This window comes from Flavobacterium xizangense (assembly GCF_054075145.1).
Map to the genome: position 1 here is coordinate 1 of NZ_JBSIPG010000014.1, position 25139 is coordinate 25139.

At 32.5% G+C, this 25139-nt stretch carries 26 protein-coding genes and 1 other RNA gene; 17 read left to right on the forward strand and 10 right to left on the reverse strand.

Translation table 11 applies throughout. The annotated features are described in order from the left end of the window. On the reverse strand, window positions 1-1851 hold a 1851-nt coding region (locus ACWA1B_RS20535; protein ID WP_456910194.1), incomplete at its 3' end, for an HYR-like domain-containing protein. A gap of 823 nt (window positions 1852-2674) precedes the next feature. Here ACWA1B_RS20535 and ACWA1B_RS20540 point away from each other — a divergent pair. The 6 genes from ACWA1B_RS20540 to ACWA1B_RS20565 all read left to right on the forward strand — a co-directional run bounded on the left by ACWA1B_RS20540 (window position 2675) and on the right by ACWA1B_RS20565 (window position 8108). Beyond that, window positions 2675-3160, forward strand: coding sequence for a SixA phosphatase family protein (locus ACWA1B_RS20540; protein ID WP_456910196.1), 486 nt, complete (start codon window positions 2675-2677; stop codon window positions 3158-3160). A 5-nt stretch (window positions 3161-3165) separates the two neighbouring features. Continuing rightward, window positions 3166-5244 (forward strand): polyphosphate kinase 1, encoded by a 2079-nt coding sequence (gene ppk1, locus ACWA1B_RS20545; RefSeq protein WP_456910198.1) that lies wholly within the window; start codon window positions 3166-3168, stop codon window positions 5242-5244. Window positions 5245-5275: 31 nt separating this feature from the next. Beyond that, on the forward strand, window positions 5276-6166 hold the full coding sequence (locus ACWA1B_RS20550) for a Ppx/GppA phosphatase family protein (protein WP_035650761.1): 891 nt from the start codon (window positions 5276-5278) through the stop codon (window positions 6164-6166). 17 nt (window positions 6167-6183) lie between these two features. Continuing rightward, window positions 6184-6765 (forward strand): TMEM175 family protein, encoded by a 582-nt coding sequence (locus ACWA1B_RS20555; protein WP_456910200.1) that lies wholly within the window; start codon window positions 6184-6186, stop codon window positions 6763-6765. Between the two features lie 3 nt (window positions 6766-6768). Next, window positions 6769-7329 (forward strand): Crp/Fnr family transcriptional regulator, encoded by a 561-nt coding sequence (locus ACWA1B_RS20560; protein WP_456910202.1) that lies wholly within the window; start codon window positions 6769-6771, stop codon window positions 7327-7329. A 200-nt stretch (window positions 7330-7529) separates the two neighbouring features. Next, window positions 7530-8108, forward strand: a complete 579-nt coding sequence (locus ACWA1B_RS20565) for an NAD(P)H-dependent oxidoreductase (RefSeq protein ID WP_456910204.1) — start codon at window positions 7530-7532, stop codon at window positions 8106-8108. A gap of 20 nt (window positions 8109-8128) precedes the next feature. On the opposite strand, the gene ACWA1B_RS20570 is transcribed toward ACWA1B_RS20565, so the two are convergent. After that, window positions 8129-8416: a DNA polymerase III gene (locus ACWA1B_RS20570; protein WP_456910206.1), complete on the reverse strand. Its 288-nt coding sequence runs from the start codon at window positions 8414-8416 to the stop codon at window positions 8129-8131. Between the two features lie 386 nt (window positions 8417-8802). Then, entirely contained in the window at window positions 8803-9888 is a 1086-nt protein-coding gene (gene dnaX, locus ACWA1B_RS20575) for a DNA polymerase III subunit gamma/tau (RefSeq protein WP_456910208.1), read from the reverse strand. A 418-nt stretch (window positions 9889-10306) separates the two neighbouring features. Here dnaX and ACWA1B_RS20580 point away from each other — a divergent pair, with 418 nt between their 5' ends. From ACWA1B_RS20580 to ACWA1B_RS20600, 5 genes are all read left to right on the forward strand, one after another. Then, window positions 10307-10687, forward strand: a complete 381-nt coding sequence (locus ACWA1B_RS20580; RefSeq protein ID WP_456910210.1) for a hypothetical protein — start codon at window positions 10307-10309, stop codon at window positions 10685-10687. Between the two features lie 224 nt (window positions 10688-10911). Then, window positions 10912-11361, forward strand: coding sequence for a nuclear transport factor 2 family protein (locus ACWA1B_RS20585; RefSeq protein ID WP_456910212.1), 450 nt, complete (start codon window positions 10912-10914; stop codon window positions 11359-11361). Between the two features lie 53 nt (window positions 11362-11414). After that, on the forward strand, window positions 11415-11894 hold the full coding sequence (locus ACWA1B_RS20590; protein WP_456910214.1) for a cupin domain-containing protein: 480 nt from the start codon (window positions 11415-11417) through the stop codon (window positions 11892-11894). A gap of 170 nt (window positions 11895-12064) precedes the next feature. Further along, window positions 12065-12541, forward strand: coding sequence for a BON domain-containing protein (locus ACWA1B_RS20595; RefSeq protein ID WP_456910216.1), 477 nt, complete (start codon window positions 12065-12067; stop codon window positions 12539-12541). Window positions 12542-12547: 6 nt separating this feature from the next. Next, the gene (locus ACWA1B_RS20600; RefSeq protein ID WP_456910218.1) at window positions 12548-12919 is read left to right on the forward strand and encodes a LysM peptidoglycan-binding domain-containing protein; all 372 of its coding nucleotides are present in this window, start codon (window positions 12548-12550) and stop codon (window positions 12917-12919) included. A gap of 105 nt (window positions 12920-13024) precedes the next feature. Here the strand turns inward: ACWA1B_RS20600 and ACWA1B_RS20605 are convergent, their stop codons facing one another. Continuing rightward, on the reverse strand, window positions 13025-13318 hold the full coding sequence (locus tag ACWA1B_RS20605) for an SH3 domain-containing protein (protein ID WP_456910220.1): 294 nt from the start codon (window positions 13316-13318) through the stop codon (window positions 13025-13027). Between the two features lie 124 nt (window positions 13319-13442). Here ACWA1B_RS20605 and rnpB point away from each other — a divergent pair. Together rnpB and ACWA1B_RS20615 are read left to right on the forward strand one after the other, a co-directional pair. Further along, window positions 13443-13779: RNase P RNA component class A (gene rnpB / locus ACWA1B_RS20610), an RNA gene on the forward strand. A 31-nt stretch (window positions 13780-13810) separates the two neighbouring features. After that, entirely contained in the window at window positions 13811-15061 is a 1251-nt protein-coding gene (locus tag ACWA1B_RS20615; protein ID WP_456910222.1) for a cation:dicarboxylate symporter family transporter, read from the forward strand. Window positions 15062-15186: 125 nt separating this feature from the next. Here ACWA1B_RS20615 and ACWA1B_RS20620 read toward each other — a convergent pair whose 3' ends face one another. From ACWA1B_RS20620 to ACWA1B_RS20630, 3 genes are all read right to left on the reverse strand, one after another. Next, complete coding sequence (locus ACWA1B_RS20620) at window positions 15187-15381, reverse strand: hypothetical protein (RefSeq protein ID WP_035650797.1); 195 nt, start codon at window positions 15379-15381, stop codon at window positions 15187-15189. Between the two features lie 93 nt (window positions 15382-15474). After that, the gene (locus ACWA1B_RS20625) at window positions 15475-16161 is read right to left on the reverse strand and encodes a response regulator transcription factor (RefSeq protein WP_456910224.1); all 687 of its coding nucleotides are present in this window, start codon (window positions 16159-16161) and stop codon (window positions 15475-15477) included. A 10-nt stretch (window positions 16162-16171) separates the two neighbouring features. Further along, complete coding sequence (locus tag ACWA1B_RS20630; RefSeq protein ID WP_456910226.1) at window positions 16172-17530, reverse strand: sensor histidine kinase; 1359 nt, start codon at window positions 17528-17530, stop codon at window positions 16172-16174. 136 nt (window positions 17531-17666) lie between these two features. Here ACWA1B_RS20630 and ACWA1B_RS20635 point away from each other — a divergent pair, with 136 nt between their 5' ends. Both ACWA1B_RS20635 and ACWA1B_RS20640 read left to right on the forward strand, forming a co-directional pair. Then, a complete protein-coding gene (locus ACWA1B_RS20635; protein ID WP_456910228.1) occupies window positions 17667-19784 on the forward strand; it encodes a TonB-dependent receptor domain-containing protein in 2118 nt (705 codons plus the stop codon). A gap of 125 nt (window positions 19785-19909) precedes the next feature. Further along, complete coding sequence (locus ACWA1B_RS20640) at window positions 19910-20533, forward strand: hypothetical protein (protein WP_456910230.1); 624 nt, start codon at window positions 19910-19912, stop codon at window positions 20531-20533. A gap of 54 nt (window positions 20534-20587) precedes the next feature. Here ACWA1B_RS20640 and ACWA1B_RS20645 read toward each other — a convergent pair whose 3' ends face one another. From ACWA1B_RS20645 to ACWA1B_RS20655, 3 genes are all read right to left on the reverse strand, one after another. Then, entirely contained in the window at window positions 20588-21007 is a 420-nt protein-coding gene (locus tag ACWA1B_RS20645; protein ID WP_456910232.1) for a hypothetical protein, read from the reverse strand. 148 nt (window positions 21008-21155) lie between these two features. Next, window positions 21156-21761, reverse strand: a complete 606-nt coding sequence (locus tag ACWA1B_RS20650; RefSeq protein WP_035650813.1) for an RsmD family RNA methyltransferase — start codon at window positions 21759-21761, stop codon at window positions 21156-21158. Further along, window positions 21758-22579 (reverse strand): DUF3822 family protein, encoded by an 822-nt coding sequence (locus tag ACWA1B_RS20655; protein WP_456910234.1) that lies wholly within the window; start codon window positions 22577-22579, stop codon window positions 21758-21760. The genes ACWA1B_RS20650 and ACWA1B_RS20655 overlap by 4 nt, the downstream gene beginning before the upstream one ends. 241 nt (window positions 22580-22820) lie before the next feature. Between ACWA1B_RS20655 and ACWA1B_RS20660 the strand changes: the two genes are divergently transcribed. After that, on the forward strand, window positions 22821-24230 hold the full coding sequence (locus ACWA1B_RS20660) for an ATP-dependent DNA helicase (RefSeq protein ID WP_456910236.1): 1410 nt from the start codon (window positions 22821-22823) through the stop codon (window positions 24228-24230). A gap of 75 nt (window positions 24231-24305) precedes the next feature. Then, on the forward strand, window positions 24306-25136 hold the full coding sequence (ygiD, locus tag ACWA1B_RS20665; RefSeq protein WP_456910238.1) for a 4,5-DOPA-extradiol-dioxygenase: 831 nt from the start codon (window positions 24306-24308) through the stop codon (window positions 25134-25136). The last annotated feature ends 3 nt before the right edge of the window (window positions 25137-25139 follow it).

Here is a 25139-nt window from a genome sequence, read left to right on the forward strand (position 1 = left end):
GCATAGGTCGGAAGCTGTTGGAAACTGAGCCTGTGCATTGGCAAGACCTGCCGCATCGCTGCATTCCAAAGTAACATTTAATGAACCTGCTGTAATTGTCCAAGCTGGAGCCGTAGTGTCTTGAATAGTAATCACTTGAGTAAAAACTGTTGAAGTATTATTGCAGACGTCTTTAGCGGTCCAAGTGTTGGTGTAAGTTCCAGAGTTTGCACAAGTTCCAGCTAAGAAAGTTCCACTCACTTTTGTATAAGTTATAGTTCCTCCGCAATTGTCTGTGGCAACAGGAGCCTGATTTTGTGCTGCCGTCAATCCTGCAGTATCGCTGCATTCTAAAGTCACATTCAAAGCTGTTGAAGTAGTTGTCCAAGTTGGAGCAGTAGTATCTTGAATAGTGATCACTTGAGTAAAAACTGTTGAAGTATTATTGCAGACGTCTTTAGCGGTCCAAGTGTTGGTGTAAGTTCCAAAGTTTGCACAAGTTCCAGCGACGAAAGTTCCGCTCACTTTTGTATAAGTTATAGTTCCTCCGCAATTGTCTGTGGCAACAGGAGCCTGATTTTGTGCCGCTGTCAATCCTGCTGTATCGCTGCATTCCAAAGTAGCATTTAATGAACCTGCTGTAGTTGTCCAAGTTGGCGCCGTTGTGTCGTTTACTGTTATTATTTTTTCACAAGTAGAACTGCATCCATTCAAAGTAGTGGTTAATACTAATTTAAAGGTTGTATTACAAGTGGAACCAGCTTGGACAGTTACGTTTTGTGAATTTGTAGCTGATGTGATTGTAGCACCATTTGCAGTTGCCGAAGGCAAAGACCATGAATAAGTCGTCATATTGGCTGGAGCCGAATAAACATTAGAAGAAGATAAACATACAGGGCCGGTAGTGCCAGTAATAGAACAAACAGTTGGAGCATTTACTGTTACGGTTGCTTCACTTGTTGCAATATTACTTCCAGAGCATAAACCTGAATTAGAAAATATTGCTCTGAATTTTGTAGTTTCTGTTAAATTACCTGTATTGTAAGCTGTTAAGCCTGCAGTATTAGCAATATCTACCCACACTGAAAAAGGAGCAACAGATGATTGCCATTTACTTACAGTAGAACCAGCATTGAGGCCTGTTATTGTTAAGGCAGCACTAGCTCCTGAACAAATAGTTGTGTTTGGTCCAACTGTTCCTTTTAGTGGAATTCCAAAAGTAAGTGGAGTATTAGTACATAGACTTGAATTAGGTGAGTTACCACTAACAGAAGCTAATTTTGTAACGTTAATTACGCCAGGATTATTGGGATCGCAAATGTTAATTCCCAAGCTTCCAAACGGAACATTAAACTCTAAAAATGTAGCGCCAGAATTGCAATTGGCATTACCTGCCTTAGCAGCAAGACCTGCAGGGATAACATTAGTTTGAGTTTTAACATTACCATTTCCCGTATATAAAGTAAAACCACTACCGTTAGAATTAATTTCTAAGATATACTCAGCACCAGCTACACTAATGGTTCCTCCAAATGAATCTGAGGTTAATCCTGTTGCTGAATTATTATCGGTGTCTAAGTACAATCTAAAAAGTGCCGAACCACCATTACCAATGTCCATACCTAATCTTAAAACTTGATTTTGGGTATCAACTTTGGCGCGAATCGTCCCAATGTTGCATGTTGAAGAAGGGTTAGCTAACAATACTGTACTATAAACCGTTCCAGTCGCATATTCATCACCTACTGCACCTGGTCCAGGACAGTAATTGCCATCATATGTGTTTTGAGAATAGCCACTTGTAATAAATATTAAAAGCAACGCAACATAAACGTATTTAATATTCATATTCATTAAAGTAATGTTTTTCATAATCTCTAATTTTTAAACTTTAGTAATCATATTTTGAGATTTTTTAATTAATAATCAATTGTTTAACTGATCTTTAATTTGTCAAGGCTTTTTTTTAATAAAAATTATAACATTGATTTAGTCGGCTTGTAAAAAAAGAGCGTGTGTTTTTTAATAGGTTTTAGATTAATGTTTAATAAAATTTCTCAAGAAGATGTAAAAACGGTTCTATTTATTTTTTTAAATGGGACAAATAGGTTTTTAATCACATCGTACATTTCTAACCAAAAAAATAACTTACAATTTTGACGCTTTTGAGATCTATGAAGTGTCATTTTTAGATTCTTGCTAATTACTTCTCTGTTTTGTGATATATTTAATATTTTAACAGAATCAAAGTTATATTAGAGTTTTTCTAATATGTTTTTTTTATCTGTAACTAACCTAAAAACTCGTTGAAGTGTTGTTTTTTTATTAAAAATTGAGTAAAAAATATTTTTTTTAAATACAAAAAGTAAAATTTTTCTGTCTCTTTTTTTTGCTTTATTAGCGATAATGAGTTTTTTTAAAAGATTTAAATGATTAATAATCAGGTATTTGGTTAAAATTTTGAATAAAAGTAAAATATCGACTAAAAACTAATTTTATAGATGAAGTACATAAAATGCATAAAATCACATTTTTTATTTTTATCTAATATTTACATTTTGCGAATTGTAATTCTTGTTAAAATTTTGTTAGAATGTTAACAGAAATAAAAAAAGGGAGAGTATTAAAATTTCTTTTGTAAATTAGAACTTAGAAAATAGTTTTCTCGATGTATTTATTTTAAATAATATCTTTTATGAAAAACTTAATTTTAATACGACACGCCAAATCAAGCTGGGAAGCACCTCTAAAAGATTTTGATAGACCTTTGATGAAGAGAGGGATTTTGGATGCGCACGAAGTGTCTTCAAATATTTCAAAATACCTACCGAAAACTTATATTATATGGAGCAGTACTGCGGCACGTGCTTCAGAAACGGCTCTTATTTTTGCTCAAAATATTTCTTACCCTTTAGAAAGTATTATTTTCAAAGATGAGCTGTATACATTTGATGAACGACAACTCGAAAAAGTTATCAAATCGTGTGATAATAGTTTAGAAAGCGTTATTCTTTTTGGACATAACGAGGCTATTACAAATTTTGTTAATAAATTTGGGGATGTTTTTATAGATAATGTCCCAACTTCAGGTTTTGTCTCCCTTCAATTTGACACAGAAAGCTGGGATGCGCTCAATAAAGGCAAGACACATAAAACAATTTTCCCCAAAGATTTAAAATAAATAAAGTGTACGAACAGAAATATATCGATAGAGAAAAAAGTTGGTTAGCGTTTAATGCAAGAGTGCTTCAGGAAGCTGGAGATAATACAGTTCCTCTTTTAGACAGGCTGCGTTTTGTAGGGATTTTTTCAAACAATTTAGATGAATTTTTCAGAGTTCGGTATGCTGCAATTCGAAGATTGAGTCTTTCGGGTATTTCTGGCGAAAAGTATTTAGGCGGAATTTCTGCCCATCAATTAATTAAGGATATTACCGAAATCGTAATTCAGCAACAATCCGAAAGTTTGCGTATTCTTGGAAATATTGAAGCAGAGCTGGAAGCCGAAAATATTTTTATAATCAACGAAACTCAAATTTCCCCAAAACAGGAATGTTTCTTAAAAGACTTTTTTACACAAAAATTAAGTCCGGAGCTGGTGACCATTATTTTGAATGATCTTGCGGTTTTTCCAGTTTTAAAAGATACTTTGGGTTACTTGGCAGTTCGGTTAGAATTGGCAAATGATGAAGTTCGATATGCTTTAATTGAAATTCCAAAAAACATAAACCGATTTGTTGTACTTCCTTCAGAAGACGATAAACAATATGTAATTTTAATTGATGATGTAATTCGTTATAAATTGAAAAGCATCTTCAATATTTTTGATTATAAAAGTGTTTCGGCGCATATGATCAAAATTACGCGTGACGCACAGTTAGATATAGACAGCGACTTAAGTAAAAGTATGTTGGAAAAAATATCAACTTCAGTAAAAGACCGCCGAATTGGAGAGCCTGTTCGTTTTATTTATGACAATTTAATTGAGGAAGATACGCTGCAGTTCTTTTTGGAAAAAATGAAAATTGTAGAAACAGACAGTATAATTCCTGGTGGAAGATATCACAACCGTCGTGATTATATGGGATTTCCAAATTTAGGACGCTACGATTTATTGTATAAACCAAATGAGCCTTTACCGGTTCCTGGTTTAAGTCTCGATGGAAGTATTCTGGAAAAAATCAACAAAAAAGATTATTTGGTACATGCTCCTTATCAATCTTTTTCATATTTGACTAAATTTTTGCGTGAAGCAGCTTTAGATCCAAAGGTTACAAGTATTAAAATTACGTTATATCGTTTAGCAAAGAATTCACAAATCATCAGTTCTTTAATAAATGCGGCGAAAAATGGTAAAAAAGTAACCGTGCAAATTGAGCTTCAGGCCCGTTTTGACGAAGCAAGTAATATTTCGTACGCAGAGCAAATGCAAACGGAAGGAATTGATCTTATTTTTGGAATTAAAGGATTAAAAGTGCACAGTAAAATATGCGTAATTGAAAGAATCGAAGATGGTAAAACACGTCGTTACGGATTTATTTCTACTGGAAACTTTAATGAATCAACAGCAAAAATTTATACTGATGTTACACTTTTTACATGTCATCAGGGAATTTTAAAAGACACATCAAAAATATTTGAATTCTTCGATATCAATTATAGAGTTCACAGATACAAGCATTTAATTGTATCGCCTCATTATACAAGAAGCAAGTTCATTAAATTAATCGATCGTGAAATTTTGCACGCTCTTGCCGGCAGAAAAACACATATAAAATTAAAAATGAACAGTTTGTCTGATTTTAAAATGATCGATAAACTTTACGAAGCAAGTAATGCGGGCGTAAAAATTCAGCTTCAGGTAAGAGGAATTTGTTCTCTTATTCCCGGAATTCCCGGAATGAGCGAAAATATAGAAGCCATCAGTATCGTAGATAATTACTTAGAGCATTCACGAGTTTATATTTTTGGAAACGCAGGTTTAACTGAAGTTTACATTTCATCTGCCGATTTTATGACTAGAAATCTTGATGGAAGAGTAGAAGTAACCTGTCCAATTTATGATCTTGAAATTAAAAAAGAACTGATTGATAATTTTAATATTGCATGGAAAGGTAATGTTAAAGTAAGATATCATTCGTATAAATTAGATAACAAATACAAGCCTCGAAATCATCATGCCCCATTTAGAGCGCAATTTGAAACCTATAAATATTACCAAAACAAAATTGAGATAGCTGAAACAGTTCCTCAAAAAATAGACTAATTAAAACCAATTTTTCAAATCATAAGTGAGCATGATTAATATTAGAAAATTTGCAGCAATAGATATCGGTTCAAATGCCATGAGGCTTCTGATATCGAATGTTGTAGAACAAGAAGGCAAAGAACCACAATTCAACAAAAGTTCGCTTGTCCGTGTGCCAATTCGTTTGGGACAAGATGCCTTTACTGTTGGAGAAATATCACAAGAAAATACAGATCGAATGGTGGATGCCATGAAAGCATTCAATCTTTTGATGAAAGTTCATAAAGTAGAACGCTATATGGCGTTTGCAACTTCGGCAATGCGTGAAGCCTACAATGCCAAAGAAGTCGTGGCTTTGATTAAAAAGAAAGCCGATATTAAAATAGAAATTATTGACGGTAAAAAAGAAGCTGCCATAATTGCTTCGACAGATTTACATCATTTATTAAAAACAGATGAAACCTATTTATTTGTAGATGTTGGAGGTGGAAGTACCGAGTTTACATTGTTTTCTGACGGAAAAATGATCAATTCAAGATCATTTAAAGCCGGAACGGTACGTTTGTTAAATAATATGGTTTGCGATGTAGTTTGGGATGAAATTGAAAAATGGATTAAAACCAATACTGCCGATTATGATGAGGTTACTTTGATTGGATCTGGAGGAAACATCAATAAATTATTTAAAATGTCTGGAAAGCAACAGGAAAAACCGCTTTCATACATTTATATTAATTCGCAATATGCTTTCTTGAATTCATTAACTTATGAACAAAGGATTGCCGAATTAGGATTGAATTCCGACCGTGCCGACGTTATCATACATGCAACGCGTATTTATTTAAACGCAATGAAATGGAGTGGAGCGCGCCAGATTTATGTTCCAAAAATTGGGCTTTCTGATGGTATCGTAAAAGCAATGTATTATGGGAAAATTTAATTTTATATTCTAAATAAATGAATAAAACCAGACTTGAAGCCTTTAGTGACGGCGTTTTGGCTATTATCATAACTATTATGATTTTAGAAATCAAAGTTCCGGCGGGACATGAATTTGCTGATTTAAAACCGCTTATTCCTAAGTTCTTAAGTTATGTTTTGAGTTTTATTTATGTTGGAATTTATTGGAACAATCACCATTATTTACTTCATGGCTTGTCTAAAGTAAACGGAAAAGTGCTTTGGAGCAATCTGCATTTATTGTTTTGGCTTTCATTGATTCCAGTTTCAACGGGCTGGATGGGTGAACATAATTTTGCAAAAGCGTCAATGGCTTTGTATGGTGTTATTTTGCTCTTATGCGCCATTTCCTATGTTATTTTGCAATATGTAATTATGTGCAATGAAGGAGAAGATTCTCGATTGCGAAAAGCCCTTAATAGAGATGTAAAAGGTAAAGTATCAGCCGTTTTGTATATAATTGGGATTATTTCTTCGTTTTATAGCGAATGGATTTCTGGTGCTGCTTATTTTATTGTAGCGCTGTTATGGCTTATTCCGGACAAACGTATTGAAAGAGCTTTCTATTCTAATGATTAATTCATGAAATCAGTTTTTCAGTCCATTCAAAACTTTTCTCCGGAGGAATTAAATCTCTTAGATGATTTAATAACTTTTCGAACTTTGAAGAAAGGGGAACTTTTATTGACTGAGAATCAGGTTTGCAATGAGGTTGTTTTTATCAAAAAAGGCATTTTGAGATCTTTTTTTGTAAATCATAAAGGGGACGAAATCACAAATTGTTTTGCTTTCGAAAATGAATTTATGGCTTCTTTTGCCAGTTTCATTACTGAAGAAAAAGCCGAAGAAAACATTCAGGCTCTTGCCGAAACCGAATTACAGATTTTAAGCAGAAGTGCTTTGGATAAACTTTACAAATCGGGTTTCAAATGGCAGGAAACCGGTAGAAAGCTAACCGAACTGGAATTTGTCAATCTTCATAAAAGAATGGTTTCTTTTCAGAAATTATCTGGAGCACAGCGTTACGAAGAATTATATCAGAATCATCAAAAATATTTGCAGTTAATTCCATTGCAATATTTAGCTTCTTATTTAGGAATTACTCCAAGACATTTAAGCCGAATAAGAAAGTCTGTAGTTTGATTTTTTGTTTCCCGCAGATTTTGCAGATTAAACAGATTTGTTTTTTCAATGTTATAGTTATAAGTCAGCAAGAATTTTTAAATTATTTTAAATCAGCCAAATCTGCTAAATCTGCGAGAGGAATAAATCTCAGTGGTTTTTTTAGGACATTTGTCTAGTAAAATAATGTGTCCTAATGGTATTTTTGAAAAAACATTGATATGAAAAAAATACTAATTATAAACGGACATCCTAATCCAGCAAGTTTCAACTTTGCAATTGCTGAATCTTATAAAAACGGCGCAATTGCTTCTGGTGCTCAAGTTGAAACAGTTACAATTGCCGATTTAAAATTCAGCCCGAATTTGCAGTTTGGTTATCAAAAACGAACTGAATTAGAACCGGATTTAATGGAATCCTGGGAGAAAATTAAAAGAGCAGATCATTTAGTTTGGATTCATCCTGTTTGGTGGGGCGGGCTTCCGGCAATCACAAAAGGTTTTATTGATCGTTTATTTTTACCTGGAATGGCTTTTCAATACAGAGAAAATTCAGTTTGGTGGGATAAACTTCTTAAAGGAAAAACAGCATATATTATAACAACTTTAGATCAGCCAGGCTGGTATTATCGATTTTTTTTTGGAAGACCGAGTGTGAATCAATTAAGAAAATCAACTTTAGAGTTTTGTGGTGTAAAACCTGTAAAAGTGAGTTACATCGGAATTATAAAAACGGCTAATGAAATTCGAAGAAAAAAATGGCTTGAAAAAGTGTATAATTTCGGATTTCAAAACAAATAAATTTCTGAAATAAAAAAAGATTAATCTTTTAAATCCAGTCCAAATGTTGAGCGTAAAAGTTCAAGGTTTGGATTGATTTCAACAAGACGATTGTATCTATCCTGATTATTGTAAGTCCTTTTGGTTTCAGCTTGTTCATTTACAATTACCTCGATAGTAATGTCGTGATTGTGCAAATGTCCTTTTAAATGTCCAAGTAATCCATTCATCTGGCTTTCAAATTCCAGTTTTGACCCTTCATTTGGTAGTTCATAAGTGATCGTTGTGCCATTCAAAATCGGATCACTGATCAAAAGTATAGATTCCATAATCTTTAAGCCTTTTTGGCCTAAGCGTTCGGCATATTTAGTCCAATGAAGACGCATGTCTGTTTCGTTAAATTCTTCGGTCGGTAATACAGAAGAAGGTTTAACGTAAGATTTGCTGCTGGCCTCTAATTCCTTTTTCTTGCGAATACTAGCTAAAGAAAATGCTGAAACTTTTGGAGTGCTATTTGACTCTTTTTCTGGAGTTTGCGGAATCTGAACTTTTGGAGTTTCAGAAATAGTTGTGTTTTTTGGACTTTCAATTTCAGTCGAAGCAGTTACATTTTCTGATTTTATATTTTCGGAAACAGCCTGACTTTCAACTTTCGATTTTGAGCTTTCAACTTCGACAATAGAATAGCCTCCGTTTTTAAAGTAAACGGGCGGAATTATGAATTGCTCAGCTTTTTTTTTTCTCCATCAAAATTGATAGAGGCCAATTGCATCAAGCATAATTCAACTAAAAGTCGCTGATTTTGACTTAATTTATATTTTAAATCGCAGTCATTTGCAATGTCGATTCCTTTTAATAAAAAGTCCTGCGAACATTTCTGCGCTTGAACGCCATACATTTGTTGTGCGTGCTCTCCAACTTCTAATAAAGCAATAGTTGCAGGGGTTTTGCTCACTAACAAATCTCTAAAATGAGAGGCTAATCCGGCAATAAAATGATGTCCGTCAAAACCTTTTGAAAGAATGTCGTTGTAGGCAATCAATAAATCTGGAATTTTATTTTCCAGAATCAAGTCGGTGATTGAAATGTAAGTTTCGTAATCTAAAACGTTTAGGTTTTCAGTTACAGCCTGACGCGTTAAATTAGTTCCGCAATACGAAACTACACGGTCAAAAATAGACAAAGCATCACGCATTGCACCATCAGCTTTTTGAGCAATAATGTGAAGTGCATCATCTTCAAAATTAATTCCCTGACTCGCAGCAACATCGGCTAAATGTTCTTTAGCATCTTTTACTGTAATTCTTTTGAAATCAAATATCTGGCAACGAGATAAAATCGTCGGGATGATTTTGTGTTTTTCTGTTGTTGCTAAAATAAAAATTGCATGCTTTGGCGGTTCTTCCAATGTTTTCAGAAAAGCATTAAAAGCAGCCGAAGACAACATATGAACCTCGTCAATAATATACACTTTGTATTGTCCGGTTTGTGGCGGGATTCTAACTTGATCAATCAAGTTACGAATGTCATCAACCGAGTTGTTTGAAGCAGCATCTAACTCAAAAACATTAAATGCAAAATCTTCATTTGGATCGTCATACCCAGGCTGATTTATTTTTCTGGCCAAGATACGAGCACATGTAGTTTTTCCAACTCCACGTGGTCCAGTGAACAAAAGGGCAGAAGCAAGGTGATTGCTGTCAATAGCATTCAACAACGTATTTGTAATGGCTTTTTGCCCCACAACATCCTTAAAGGTCTGCGGGCGATATTTACGTGCCGATACTACAAATTGTTCCATATTCTTTTTTATTCGATAGCAAATATAGAGTATAATTTAATGATTTAAAAATTTAAAAATTGAAAGATTTTTAAGTAGTTGAATCATTGCTGTTTTCATTTTTAAAACAGGTTTTAGCTTGAAATCATACTTTTTCTTTAATAGTAATTTTAGTATTTTTACAAAGTAAGAGATTTTCTGATAACTTAGATTTGTTCAAATGAAAAATGTGATTACCCTTTTTTTTTATATTTATTTCTCTATTAAATTACGGTCAGAAAAACTCAATTTTAAAAGATCAAGAATTGGCTTTTAAAAAAGCTCAAAAATTTTTGAAAAACAATCAAATAGAAGTTGCTGTTGATGTATTTCGTTATGCAAATAAATTAGATTCTAAAGTAAATTAGGTCAACTAGCCCTTATTAAATCTGATTCAATAGTGCAATATCAAGTAATTAGAAAATATATTGGTAAATGGGTTTTATTTGAAAGTGGTTCAAATTGGGGATTTACCTCCGAAGAGAATATGTCGAAAAGGAAAATACTGGTAATAACTGAGCATGAGTTTCAATTTTACGAAGAAGATATTGAGACGAAAGAAAATAAACTAATAACAATAGAAAAGATATCTTTAACTACGCAAAAAGATTTTAGTTACAGTTTTATTGATTTTGTTTTTAAGGATAAGTCTTTGTGGGCATTTTATTTTGATGAAAGTAGGAATATTTTGAGACAAATTAATACTGGAGAAGAAACTAATAATGGTAGAACCGAAATAGTTTGCGGAAATACTGAATTGCATTACAAAAGATATAATTGAGAAAGATTAAATTCTTAACAATTTTTTATAATGTTAAACTTGAATTTTCATGTAACTGTATTAGATAATTATACTTTACTTTTAAAAGTAAAAAAAACTTCGTTTTTATTAGGGCATTAAAAGAAGCTAAAATAGAATCAGGGGTTAAAATTCCAATGTTTTAATTAGAAGAATTAATAACAGTTTTGGAACGCTTTAAATAATAAATTCTAAACCCATTTCCGATGAAAAAATATCTAATACTAATTGCAATTATATTTTATTCTTTTAAAATCCAGGCTCAAACTGCACAAGATACTTTAGATATTAAGCGTGTAGCTTTGGCATATATTGAAGCGCAACATAATCCGAATCCTAAACTAATGGAAAGTGCACTACATCCAAGAATGGTGAAAAGATCTGTTTTTAGAAACAAGGTTGCTCAAAAAGATTATATCTCAGAGTTCTTCTCAGAAAACATGGTTATTCTGGCAGAAACTTATAATGTGAAAGGAGATAAATTCCCGAAGAACCCAAGAAAAGAAATCAAGCTACTAGATGTTTCTGCTAAAACAGCATCAGTTAAATTACTTGCTGATGCATGGATTGATTATATGCACATTGTGAAGGAAAATGGCGAATGGAAAATTATAAATGTGCTTTGGCAATATAATGACGTGACACAACATGAATAGATAATTTTGTCTTTTGCAAAAGTTTAAAGCGAAAAAATATAAAAGAATCCAAAATGAAAAATCCAATACTAACTGTCGACGAAACCCAAGGTCATAAACTAAAAATTGCCGGAGGAAATTACCGTATTGTCATTTCAGGAAAAGAAACCAATGGGGAATATGCTGTAATCGAAATGTCAGTTCCGCCTGGTGCCGGGCCGAATCCGCACGTGCATCCTGATTTTACAGAGACTTTTTTTGTGTTGGAAGGCGAGGTTACATTTAAATCGGAATTAGGGATTTATGTTGCGAAGAAAAATGCTTTTGTCAATATTCCAAAAGGTGGAATTGTTCATGGATTTAAAAATCTGAGCAACGAACCTGCCAAATTGTTATGTACGGTTAGTCCCGCTGGTTTAGATGATTTGTTTGAAGAAATTGCAAGTTATATGGAAACTAATTCTTCAGACTCAGAAATTGAAAAAAAAGAAAAAATAAACTCCATTTTTCTGAAATACGGACAGCAAATGTTTCCACCAGATTTTTTGGATTAATTTTTTGTTTTTTAACTTCAATTCCAGTTTACAGCTTAAATCTTATTTTTAAGCTTTGACTTCTTTTAAAAAAAAGTACTGGAAATAATATAAAACACATAAGCATATCGTATAAAGTTTTAGCGCGTAATCTATTTAATTTTAGATAGTTAATTAGTAAATATAGCGTTATGAAAATTCAATCAATTATATTGGGAATAGGGCTTGCCATTTCTTTATTGTCTTGCACTCCAAAGGATGCTGACTTAGAAAAAGCAATCAGCGAAAAATTAAATACACCAGGTATACATGTAACTGTGCATGATGGTGTTGCTACAATTGTTGGAAAATGTGATGATGAAGCTTTCAAAAAAAATATCGAACGTTCAGTGAAATCAGTTGAAGGAGTTAAATCGGTTATAAACAACTGTCAGATTCCGGAACCAAATGTAGAACCCGCAGCTGCAGCAGTTGTAATTAACCCGGATAATGATCTCGATAAATCGGTGGGTAAAGTTATAAAAGCTTATGATGGCGTGAATGCTACCGTAGTAGGAGGTGTTGTAACGTTATCTGGAGAAATCAAAAAAGAGCAACTTCAGCCTTTAATTCAAAGTGTACAGGAATTGAAACCTAAAAAAGTTGATAATCAATTAACTATTAAATAAAAGGTTATGAGTTTACAAGACAAATATAAAACGGTGGTGGATTTAGCTTTTGAATTAGGAATTGAAAATTTGGAAATACGCGAACAAGATCATGTATTGTATATTGACGGTGTAGCAAAATCAGCAGCCGACAAAGACAAACTTTGGGATGCTTATGAAAAAGCAGATCCCGAATACAGATCGGCAGACGTGGTGATGAATATTGAAGTCCAAGAAAAAATTTCAAGAGAGTACACAGTTGAAATTGGTGATTCTCTTTCGAAAATTGGAAAAGCATATGGAGTTTCGTGGCAGGATATTTTCGAAGCCAATAAAGATATTATTTCAAATCCAGATCTGATTCAGCCTGGTTGGAAATTGAAAATTCCGATAGTATAATATTGAAAAAGATCCAATAAAAAAATCCAAATTCCAATTTTACACCTTGTAAGATTAGAATTTGGATTTTTCTTTTTCCCAAACTTCAGATTGGGATTTAAAAAATTACCTTCCCCTAATACTTAAATCAAATAAAAACTTTGCTGTTTCCTGATCTGAATCGGCCGAAAAGCCAGCAACATACACTCCCTTTTTGCCTGTAATAGATTTAATTCCGTATACAACTGCCTCATCGCCTGGGTCTGATTCACCCTCGTATCGATACACATGAACAATTTCAAATTTCTCAGGATTCTTTTTAATCATGTCAGCATTTCGATTAAAATCGCACGTAAATCCTTTCTCATTCAATTGATCTAAAGCCTTTGAAACAGTTGCGTAATGATACATTCTTTTCATGATAACCGAATTTAAAATTATGGAATTTTAAAGATAACTATTTTAAAATTAAAAAGTTATGATAAAATTCGTAAAATGGAAAATTTAAATTCATTATTCTTCACTCATAAAGTGTTACTTTTGCACCGCAGACCGCCTTATCGTCGCTCCGATTTTATCGGAGGGGAGGAAAGTCCGGACACCATAGAGAAGCATAGCGGGTAACACCCGTCGGTCTCGTCTTTACTGACGAGACAAGGACAAGTGCAACAGAAAGTATGTACAGGTAATGCTGTAGTGAAACCAGGTAAACTCTATGCGGTGAAATACCAAGTATATCAGCATTTAAGGGCTTCTCGTCCGTTGTTGAAGGGTAGGTAGCTTGAGTCGCGCAGTAATGTTCGATCTAGATAAATGATAAGGTATTGTCTCGTTGCAAAATGAGACAAGAACAGAATCCGGCTTATAGGTCTGCTTTTTTTATATATTTGTGAAACTATCTAACTAATTTTCATGAATATTTCTAGCCCAAATACTTCTTCAAAAAATAAAAAAAGTCTCTTAAAAACTATACTCACCAATCTTACTTTCTGGGTTTTGATTGCAATTATTGCCGGAATTTTGCTCGGACATTTTTCGCCTGAAAATGGAATTAAAATGGAAAAAGTTGGGAAAGGATTTATTGATCTTATCAAACTTTTTATTGGGCCAATTATTTTCCTGACGATTGTTTTAGGAATTTCCGGAATGGGAAATTTGAAGAAAGTTGGTCGAATTGGCGTAAAAGCGTTAGGTTATTTTGAAGTTGTTTCGACTGTTGCTTTGGCAATTGGAGTTGCAGTGGCGTATTTGTTTAAGCCAGGAAAAATTGACAAATCGGGATTGCAAATTGGCGATGCAAGCCAATATACGAATAGTTCAGCAGAGCATTTTTCGTGGTTGCAGTTTTTCTTTTCAAATTTCACTTTGCAGGTTTTAGTCGCGGCAATTATCTGCGGAATCGCCTTAAATTTTTATCAAAAAAGAGAACAAACAATTTTAGTTTTAGAACGAATTTCGAATGTCGTTTTTAGAGGTTTAAAATATGTTATGTATTTGGCACCAAGTGGCGCTTTTGGCGGAATGGCTTATACGATTGGGAAATTTGGTTTAGCAACTTTGATTCCGCTTGGAAAATTGATGCTTTGCGTTTATCTGACAATGGCGTTGTTTGTCTTTTTGGTTTTAGGAAGTATCCTGAGATATTATAAAATAAGTATTCTTTCCATTTTAAAATATATAAAAGAAGAACTTTTATTAGTTCTTGGAACTTCATCTTCTGAAGCAGCTTTGCCGAGTATTATGGTAAAATTGGAAAAAATGGGCTGTAGTAAATCGGTTGTGGGATTGGTGATTCCGACAGGTTATTCTTTTAATCTTGACGGAACTTCAATTTATCTTTCGATGTCGGTGATATTTTTGGCGCAGCTGTATGATGTGCATTTGAATTTTTTTGAAATCCTGACGGTAATAGGAATTTTGATGATTACATCAAAAGGAGCGGCGGGCGTAACCGGAAGTGGATTTATAGTTCTAGCGTCGACATTGACGGCATTGCATAAAATTCCGGTTGAAGGTTTGGCTTTTTTATTAGGTGTCGATAAATTCATGAGCGAAGCCAGAGCCATTACAAACTTAATAGGGAATACAGTTGCAACAATCATCATTTCAAAAACCGAAAGAGATTTTACAGTACTGAATTTGAGTACCGTTTTTGAAGAATAAATTTTTGACAAAGGAACAAGGAACAAAGGGACAAAGGGACAAAGTAACAAAGGTTCAGAGTTACAAAGACACAAAGAATTTAAAACTTTGTCACTTTGTAACTCTGAAACGTTGCACTTTAAAATTTAAGATTCGTCTTTTGTAGTTCGAACCAAGCTGATTCCAGACATAAAAAATACGATTCCTAAAATTCCATAAATAATTAAAGATTTTACATCTCTGGTTTCTCCGCTAGTGCCGGCAAAAATTACAGCAGTATAAATAAGTCCTATAATTCCGAGAACAGTAAGTAGTCCGCCGAATAATCTTTTTAGGTTCATGATTATTAGTTTTAAAGTTATATAACAAATTTATTGTCATAACTATTAAATGTTGTTACACAATTGTTTAGTAAACTTATATCATTTGCAGACTTACTTCTGAATCTTAAATTCTAATCCAATATTTCGAACACTTTCAATTTTGATTTTTGGATCAGAATTAAAATATTTTCTTAGTCGGCTGATAAAAACATCCATGCTTCGTCCTGAGAAATAATCATCTTTTTTCCAAATAGACATTAAAATTTGATCTCTCTTTAGCAATTGATTGTGATTTAGATACAGATATTCAATAAGAGAAGCCTCTTTCTCTGTGAGTTGTTGAATATGATTTTGAGTCGTGAGTGTTAGGCGTTCATTATCAAAAATATAAGAACCAATTTCGATAATATTATTTCCTTCCAGACTTCTTTTTTGCTCAATTCTCTTTAATATATTCTTCAAACGTAAAACTAGTTCGTCGACTTCAAAAGGTTTTGCGATATAATCATCTGCTCCAAGTTTTAATCCGATGATTTTGTCTTCTTTTAATTTTCTCGCAGTCAGAAAAATAAATGGAATTTCAGGATTGATGGCGACTATTTTTTCTGCCAATGAAAATCCGTCTAGCTTGGGCATCATTACATCAAGAACACAAATATCAAAAGTTTGGTTTTTAAAATAATCTAAAGCTATTTCACCATTTTCCGCCCAGATTACTTCAAATTGATGCAGTTCTAAATACTGTTTTAAAATTGCAGCAAAATCAAAATCGTCTTCGGCCAAAAGTAATTTTTTCAAAATAAGATATTTAAACTTTTAATAAAATAGTAAACTGAGCTCCTTTTCCTAAATCGCTAATCACACTAACAGTTCCCTGGTGCGCTTTTACGATTTGATCGACATAATAAAGTCCTAAACCTAAACCTTTTGTGTTGTGAAGGTTTCCTTGTTCTACACGATAAAATTTCTCAAAAAGCAGTGATTGTTTGTTTTTTGAAATGCCAATTCCGTCATCTTCAAAAATAATGGATAATTGTTTTTCAACTATTCTAGTTTTAACGATAATGGTTTTGGAACCATATTTTACAGCATTTTCCAAGACATTTAGAAACGCAGTTGTTAAATGAAATTTATCTAAAATTAAAACGGTTTTCTGTGTTTGAAAATCTGTTTTAAGGTTGATTTTCGGAAATGTAATTTTGAAATCGTTGACAATCGAAAGCAGAAAATCTTCGGTTTCAATTTTTTCTTTCTTCAGTTCAATTTCATTTTCTGCCAATGAATTTGCCATGACCTGATCAATCAAATTTTGAAGTCGATTGTTTTGACGCGAAATTGTATTGACAATGGAATTGAAATTTTCGTCGTTGTCACGAATATTTTTTTGCTCTAAAATTTTTGTAGAAATTCCTAAAGTTGCCAATGGCGTTTTAAGTTCGTGTGTGATATTGTTGATGAAATCAGTTTTGACATCGCTAACTTTTTTCTGTTTAATCAATGCTTTAATCGCAATCACAAAAAGACTGATAATCGTTGCAATCGAAAACAAAGACAAAATCAAAATAAAAGTCATTCGTCTTAAAATAATCATTTCCCAATCAATTACCGAAACATACATCGAATCTTCAGTCAGCAATTGATAGTTCTGATTTTGAAAGCTTCCGTTTGTAGTTCCAACATAACTTCTAACTAAAAAAGCATGATTCAGAGAAGCCAGATTTCCGTATAATTTATTTTCAATAAAAGGCTTTTCAGAGAAAATTGTATCGGCTTTTTTGGTGTTTTTGTAAAGGATAAATTTGTTGAGAACAATCGCAAAATCAATTTTAAAATTAGGCAGATCTCGTTCAAACTTTCGCTGAATTTTTTGGGTTAAAGCATCTTTATATTCATTTTCTAAAATTCCCGTTTTAACAGACGATTTGCTGTTTTTCTTAAGAATATAATTTTCTGATAAACGCTTGTAAAGCGCTTCTTTTTTAGATACCAATACCGAATCAATATCGCTGTAATTATTGGTGATTTGAGCAATTTCATTTTTAATCTGAGTATGAAATTGCGCCACTTTGTAGTCGTAAGTGGTTTTTACCAAATAACATTGTACCGTCGTCAAAACAATAAATGCGACGACAGAAAATGCTATTAATAAATTGATTCTTTGTTTCATACCAATCTTAAATCTGTTTCAAAAATAATGCTTTTGGGCAACAAAAAAGAGATTAACCGCGCATTAACCTTCAATTAACTTTCGGAATTGTTTTTTCAAATCATTTTTGCAGGATCACAAACCAATATTTTTTAAGATGAATTTTATTTATTTGCCTGTAAAAATCTTTTTGATTATTTTTCTTTTTCTTCTTTCATTATTTTCGAATGCCCAAAATGAAAAGCCAAAAGACTCGATTTCAAATCGTTTGAAAGAAGTTGTAATCAATCAAAACAAAAAAACGTTTACCAATTCAAACGGAAATATAAAAGTTGATGTTGCGAATTCAATTTATAATTCAATTCCAAATTCAGTTGATTTGCTTGCAAAATTGCCAGCGGTGCAAGTGAGTTCAGATCGCGAAAAAATTACGGTTGTCGGCAAAGGAACTCCGCTGATTTATATTGACAATCAAAAAGTGACAATGAATGATCTGAATGCTTTGGCTGTCGCCGATATCAAAACAATTGAAATCATTCAAAATCCATCTTCAAAATATGAAGCTGAAGGTCGCGCCGTGATTTTAATTACCAGAAAATTTAGCAAAAAGGATGGTTTTAGAACCGAAATTTCTGAAACGGCTTCTTTTAAAAAAAACTACAATAATTATTTAGGATTCGACTCTAGTTTCAAAAAAAACAAAATTGAATGGAAAGCTAATTTTAATTACAACCGCTTGAATCCGTGGGAGAATCATAGTATTGATTATCGGATTCCAGCTGCCGAAATTGCTTCTATATATGATGTAACTGCGAGTACAAAAAGGAAACAATATATTTTTGGTGGAGGTTTCTTTTTCAAAATAAATGATGAAGATTATTTTTCGTTTAATGTGAGCAGTAAACTGCAAAGTGATTCTTTTCCGATTAATACAATCACGAATAATAAAAATAAAGATGAAGTAAATAGTGTTGTAACGTATAGTGATAATGAGGGGCAAAAGAATTTTATAAACTCATTTTTGAATTATTCTAAGAAGATAAAATCTATTGATACACAAGTTTTTACTGGATTGCAGTTTTCTAATTTCGATCAAAAATCTTGGAGCGAGGTTCAGGATAATTTTAATGAGACACGATTTGATTTGACACAAATTCGTAATCAGAAATTTAAAGTTAATGTCTTTTCAGGAAGAATAGATGCGGATAAAAAGTTTAAAAACGAAATGAAATTAGAAGCTGGCGGGTTATTTTCGTCGGCAAACTCAAAGTCAGATATTGCTATTTTTTATAATCAAACAAATACGAACGAAATCAGTAATTATGATTTTGAAGAACAAAATTTGGCCGGCTATACACAGCTTTCCGGAAAAATAAAAAAAGTCAATTTCTCAGTTGGATTAAGAGTGGAAAATACAAATGTAAACGGCAAATTTAAAACCGATTTGGCGCCTTTAATTGATAAAAACTACACAAACTTTTTTCCGAAAGCACAGTTTACTTATGCAATTGATAGTACAAAAAGTATTAACGTAAATTACGCAAAAAGCATTTCGAGACCTAATTATTCTTCTTTAAGTCAAGGCGCAACATACATTAATCCGTACTTTTTATATTCCAGAAATATTTTTCTGGATCCAACAATTATTAATGAAATTTCGACATCTTTTGAATATCATGATAAATCGGTAAAACTGAGTTATTATCAAAATAAAAATCCGGTTTACAATAGTTTCTTTTTTGACAATGAGCAAAATGTCATGACTTTTAAAGATGTAAATTTTGATAAAGAATGGGGATTAAACCTTGATTTTGAAGTGCCTTTTACTTATAAATTTTGGACAATGAATAATTCGGTTATTTTTATTCTGGAAAAAATTGAAGATGCCTCAGCTGTATTTTTATCCTCGAAACCTTATTTGTATTTCTATTCTAATAATGAATTCAAGCTTCCAAAAGATTATAATATAATGATTGGTTGGTGGGGCGCTACAACGCAATACAAAGGCGTTTTTGAACGAAATCCCAGATTTGTTTTTGATCTGGCGCTGTCAAAAAAGTTTTTTAAAAACTGGAATTGTACTTTGAGTTGGAATAATGTTTTTAAAAATGTAATTGAAAAAGAAGAGTTTACAATAAATAACATTAGTTCGAGAGCAAGATATGTAGTTGATGCTCATGAAGTTTCGATTGCTATTAAATATTCGTTCGGAAAGATAAAAGATTCCAAATATAAGCAGAAGAACATAAATGAAAGTGAAAATAGGATTAGATAAAAAAGTAGGTTAATTCTTTCTTTTTAGGAATGATTTTTGAATGCTTGATTTTTAAATTTAAACAATTAAAAAATTAAGTAATGAAGTTTTGTAATTTAAAAAGTAGGATTTTTTTAATCCCTATAATGTTATCATTTTCTTTTGTAAATGCGCAAGTAATTAGAGGTTTTGGAAATGTAACAGCTTACAGCGTAAGTAACGACTTTAAAAAAGGAGCAATCGTAGATGTAGGTGGAGGAGCAGAATTTGAGTTTCATCCTCTATTTAAACCTGAAGTTGGAATTAGTTATTCTATAATGAGGCTTAAAGATCAAGAGTTTTATGATTTTGACAGTAATACTTTAGAAAAAACATCTGGAAATGTTTATATGCTAAACTTTAATTTAGGACCTAAAATATATTTTTGGTACAGTGGAGAAGATTATGACAATGCTGCCTGTTGGTATTATGTAGTTCCCAAAATAAACATGTCTAGAATTGTTGCTAATGGAACTTATGGATTTATAGATTATAGCAATCCTGAGAATAATTTTAGTGTAAATGGTAAATCTGCAGATTGGCAGCATTCTTTTGGTCTAACCCTTGGAATGGAATTTCCGATATTTAATTCAGATGCTATTGCGTTAAGTCTCAATTTTAACAAAATCAGTTTAGGAAAAACTTTAAATAGACTTCCTTATAATAATACAGATTATAGTACAATTGGGGTAGGGGCTGGAATTTCTTATTATTTTGGAATAAGAAAATAAAAATGAAAAATCCGTTGAAAACTTCAACGGATTTTTTTTATTAAAAATAGATAGCTATTGCCTCGTATATATTCCAGGCATAAAACCTGTTGATTCAATTTGGTTTTTTGAAATTCTTGTGAATATAAATTTTTTGCTTGGTGCGTTGTAGCAATTATATTTCAAACTATAATAATCTAATATTTCAATTTCTTGAACATTTGGATTTTGATAATGTTGATAATCATCCCAATATTTTCTTTCAAAATCATGTATTTCATCACTAGCAGAAATATAGTTTTGCATAGGATATTTATATAATATATCGTCTTCAGTAAATTTAAATTGCCTTTGTTTGTCATCCATCCAAACTCCTTGTAGCCAAACAGGCGGATCCATATATCTTGGACCTTGGTAGTTTTTTTCTTTATAGTCGTCATCATGAGAACATGAACTTAAAGCTACTAATGCAAAAAATAATACTAGTTTTTTCATAAAAAATTTTTTTACAAAAAAAATAGAAATGGCTTTCTACAAACATCTCTAAAAGACTTTAATGTGATAGTTTAAGACTTTTGTAAACTCAAAAGAAACCCCTTGTAAATTCAATTACAAAGGGTTTTTAATATCATGAAAGGAAAAACTATCCTTCGTCTTCTTCAGTAATTTTTATTGGAGAATCTCCCGGAAGTTCTTCATCATCATCAGTTGAGTTTAATTCGAAGAAACTGAAAAAAGAACCTCCATAACTTTTCTGAAAAGAAAAATTACTCAAATGATCGAGCTTTGTATATTTTGAATGCTCAATAATCATCATGCCGTCTTCGTGAAGCAAATCTCTTTCAAAAACAGTTAGTACAATTTTTTCAAAAGTCGCCTGATCGAGTCCGTAAGGAGGATCGGCAAAAACAATATCATAAGAAGTTTTGCAACTTTCCAAAAATTTGAAAACATCGCTTTTTGTTGCCGCAATATCAAAGTCATATTCTGACGAAACCTGTTTGATGAATTTTACACATCCAAAATCACCATCAACGGAGGTAATAGGAGCGCTTCCGCGTGAAGCAAATTCATAGCTGATATTTCCAGTTCCTGAAAATAGATCTAAAACCTTTAAGCTGTCAAAACTAAAATGATTGTTCAAAACATTGAATAATGCTTCTTTGCTCATATCAGTTGTTGGTCTTACAGGAAGGTTTTTTGGTGGAGAAATTCGACGCCCTTTGTGTTTTCCTGAAATAATTCTCATGATTGGAATAAAATATAATGTTTTTGATTTTCTTTTAAAGAGAAGCTGTTTTTTTGCTGTAATGTGCTTACATCCAGGAAGGATATATTACGAATGTATTTATACGCGATGGCATAAAATGGATCGTTTTGGTCTATCGTGCCTAATAATTCGAGAGGAAAAATCTCCGGATTTAAATTCGATTGTTCGGCAGTAAATAGTAGGTAATATAGGAAATCTTCAGGGGTTTGATATTCAAATGAGTTGAAAAAAAGAAGTTTCTGGTTTTGAACCACTATAACTTCAAAATGGCCAGGGTTAAAATTGACCACCATTTTCTTTTCGTCGTTGTTTCTTGAATTGTCCAGAATTTTTTCAACCAAAATACTATTGGCATGTTTGTAATCAAATGACCCAACATTATCAATCAAAAAATTATTGATATTCACATACGGAATATAAACCGAATTCATGTGATAATTTGAGATTTGATCAAACGTAAAAAAGTCGGTTTCAAAAACTTTTGTAGTGTATTGCAAATAACTTCCAAGATATTCCTCATCAAACAAAGGCTCTGGAACAAAAGTCGAAAGATTATTGGAGTGAATCACCATTACTTCATCGTAAATGTCCTTTAATTCACGATTACTTTTAAAAGCCTCACTATACAAGTCTTCAATTTTACCGGTTTTGCCTGACGTATCAAACTTTATATCTTTATAGGTTGTAATGACATTATTTAAAGTGTCAAAACAACAAAATGAAAATCCAGTCAGAGAAACCTGAATAGAAAGTTTTTTGTAATTTTTGGAAGTAATGTTAGTGTTTTGTAATGACATATCTGATTTACAACTCGTTACCTGTTTTTGAATCAAGAAAGAATTTGAGCGACCACAAACTTACAAATTAAAAAGCAACAATAATAATTGCAATTTCAAAAAACAATTTTAAAGAAAAGTTAGGAAGATGTTACGGTACTATTATTTTTTTTAATGAACTTATATCACTTATCATGGTTTAAACTATTTAAAGTTGAAATTGCGGTTAAAAAAGCCGAACTTTGTATTCCAATTTTACCCTATGAATTCAACATTGTTTTACAGCGTTTTACAAAAAAGATTCCCTTTTGCACCCACATACAAACAAGATGTTTTTTTTCAGAAAATCGCAATTTTTTTAACTGAACCTAAAAACGATACGATTTTTGTATTGAAAGGATATGCCGGAACCGGAAAAACAACGGTGATTTCAACGATTGTAAACAATCTTGGAGAAATCAATAAAAAATTTGTTTTGCTTGCGCCAACAGGACGTGCAGCAAAAGTGATTTCGAATTACTCTAATACAGCAGCATTTACGATTCATAAAAAAATATATTTTCCTAAAAAATCATCGGGCGGCGGAGTGGCTTTTACCAAACAAGTCAATAAACATAAAAACACGATTTTTATAGTCGATGAAGCTTCGATGATTTCAGACAGCACGCTTGACAGCGGATCACTTCTGGATGATTTAATCAATTATGTATATTCCGGAAGCAATTGCAAAATGATTCTTTTGGGAGATACGGCTCAGCTTCCTCCTGTGAATTTAGATATTTCTCCGGCGCTTGATATTCAGACGCTTGGTGTGCATTACGATAAAGAAATTGAACATATCGAGTTAGACGAAGTTATGCGTCAGGAAGAAAGTTCAGGAATTTTATTTAATGCAACAGAACTTCGTGAATTGCTGAAAGAAAGCTTTATTACAGAGTTTAAATTCAATGTAAAAAAGTTCAAAGATATTGTTCGTTTGACTGACGGTTATGATATTCAGGACGCTATAAATTCGGCTTATAGCAATTATAGTATTGAAGACACGGCTTTTATTGTTCGGTCAAATAAAAGAGCAAATCAGTATAATGAACAAATCAGAAGCCGAATTCTATTTAAGGAAAGTGAACTTTCAGTTGGTGATTTTTTGATGGTTGTTAAAAACAATTATTTCTGGCTAAAAGAAACCGATGAAGCAGGATTTATTGCAAATGGTGATATTATCGAAGTGCTGGAAATGTTCGGAATCAAAGAATTATATGGTTTTACTTTTGCCAAAGTAAAAATCAGAATGGTCGATTATCCGGACCAAAAACCTTTTGAAACGGTTTTGATTTTAGATACCATAAAAAGCGAATCTCCATCGTTAACGTATGAAGAATCAAATCGTTTGTATGAAGAAGTAATGAAAGATTACGAAGACGAACCAACAAAATATAAGAGATTCCAAAAGGTAAAAGAGAACGAATATTTCAATGGCCTTCAGGTAAAATTCTCCTACGCAATCACGTGTCACAAATCGCAGGGAGGGCAATGGAATACGGTTTTTATTGAACAACCTTATTTGCCGGACGGAATTGATAGAGATTACATTAGATGGCTTTACACGGCTATGACGCGTGCTAAAAATAAGTTATATTTGATAGGATTTAAAGACGAGAGTTTTGAGGAATGATTTTTTTGATAGCCACGAATTCACGAATTTTTATTTAAATAATTCGTGAATTCGTGGCTAATAAATGCTTTGCAAATGACAACACTAAATGACTTACATTCGATTTCGTCAACGTTTTCGAATACAGATAAAATGCCGGTTCTTTTTTTAGGACATGGAAGCCCAATGAATGCCATTGAAGAAAATCAGTTTGTAGCTGGTTTTAGAGATTTGGCCAAAACTTTACCGCAACCAAATGCGATTTTATGTGTTTCGGCGCATTGGTTTACAAAAGGAACCAAAGTAACTTCTATGGAAATGCCAAGAACCATTCATGATTTTGGGGGTTTTCCGCAGGCGCTTTTTGATGTTCAATATCCAGCAAAAGGAAGTCCGGAATTGGCTTTGGAAACTAAAAAAATATTAGATCCGGTTCAGGTCGAATTAGACGAGCATTGGGGTTTGGATCATGGTGCGTGGAGCGTAATTAAACATTTATATCCAAATGCAGATGTTCCTGTAATTCAGTTGAGTATTGATTACACAAAATCGGGTCAATATCATTTTGAATTGGCGCAGAAATTACAAGCCTTGCGTTACAAAGGCGTTTTGATAATTGGAAGCGGGAATATTGTGCATAATCTTCGTTTGGTCGATTTCAGGAATTTTGACAAAGATAACTACGGTTACGACTGGGCAATTGAAGCCAGAGAAACTGTAAATAATTATTTATTAGACGGAAATTTTCAGCCTTTAATTGATTTTGAAAAAATGAGCAAGGCAGTTCAAATTGCAATTCCAACTCCTGATCATTATTTGCCGCTTTTGTATACTTTAGGTTTAAAAGATAAAATTGATGAATTGGAACTTTTTAATGATAAATTATTAGCAGGTTCTTTGAGTATGACTTCGGTAAAAATATTGTAAAGC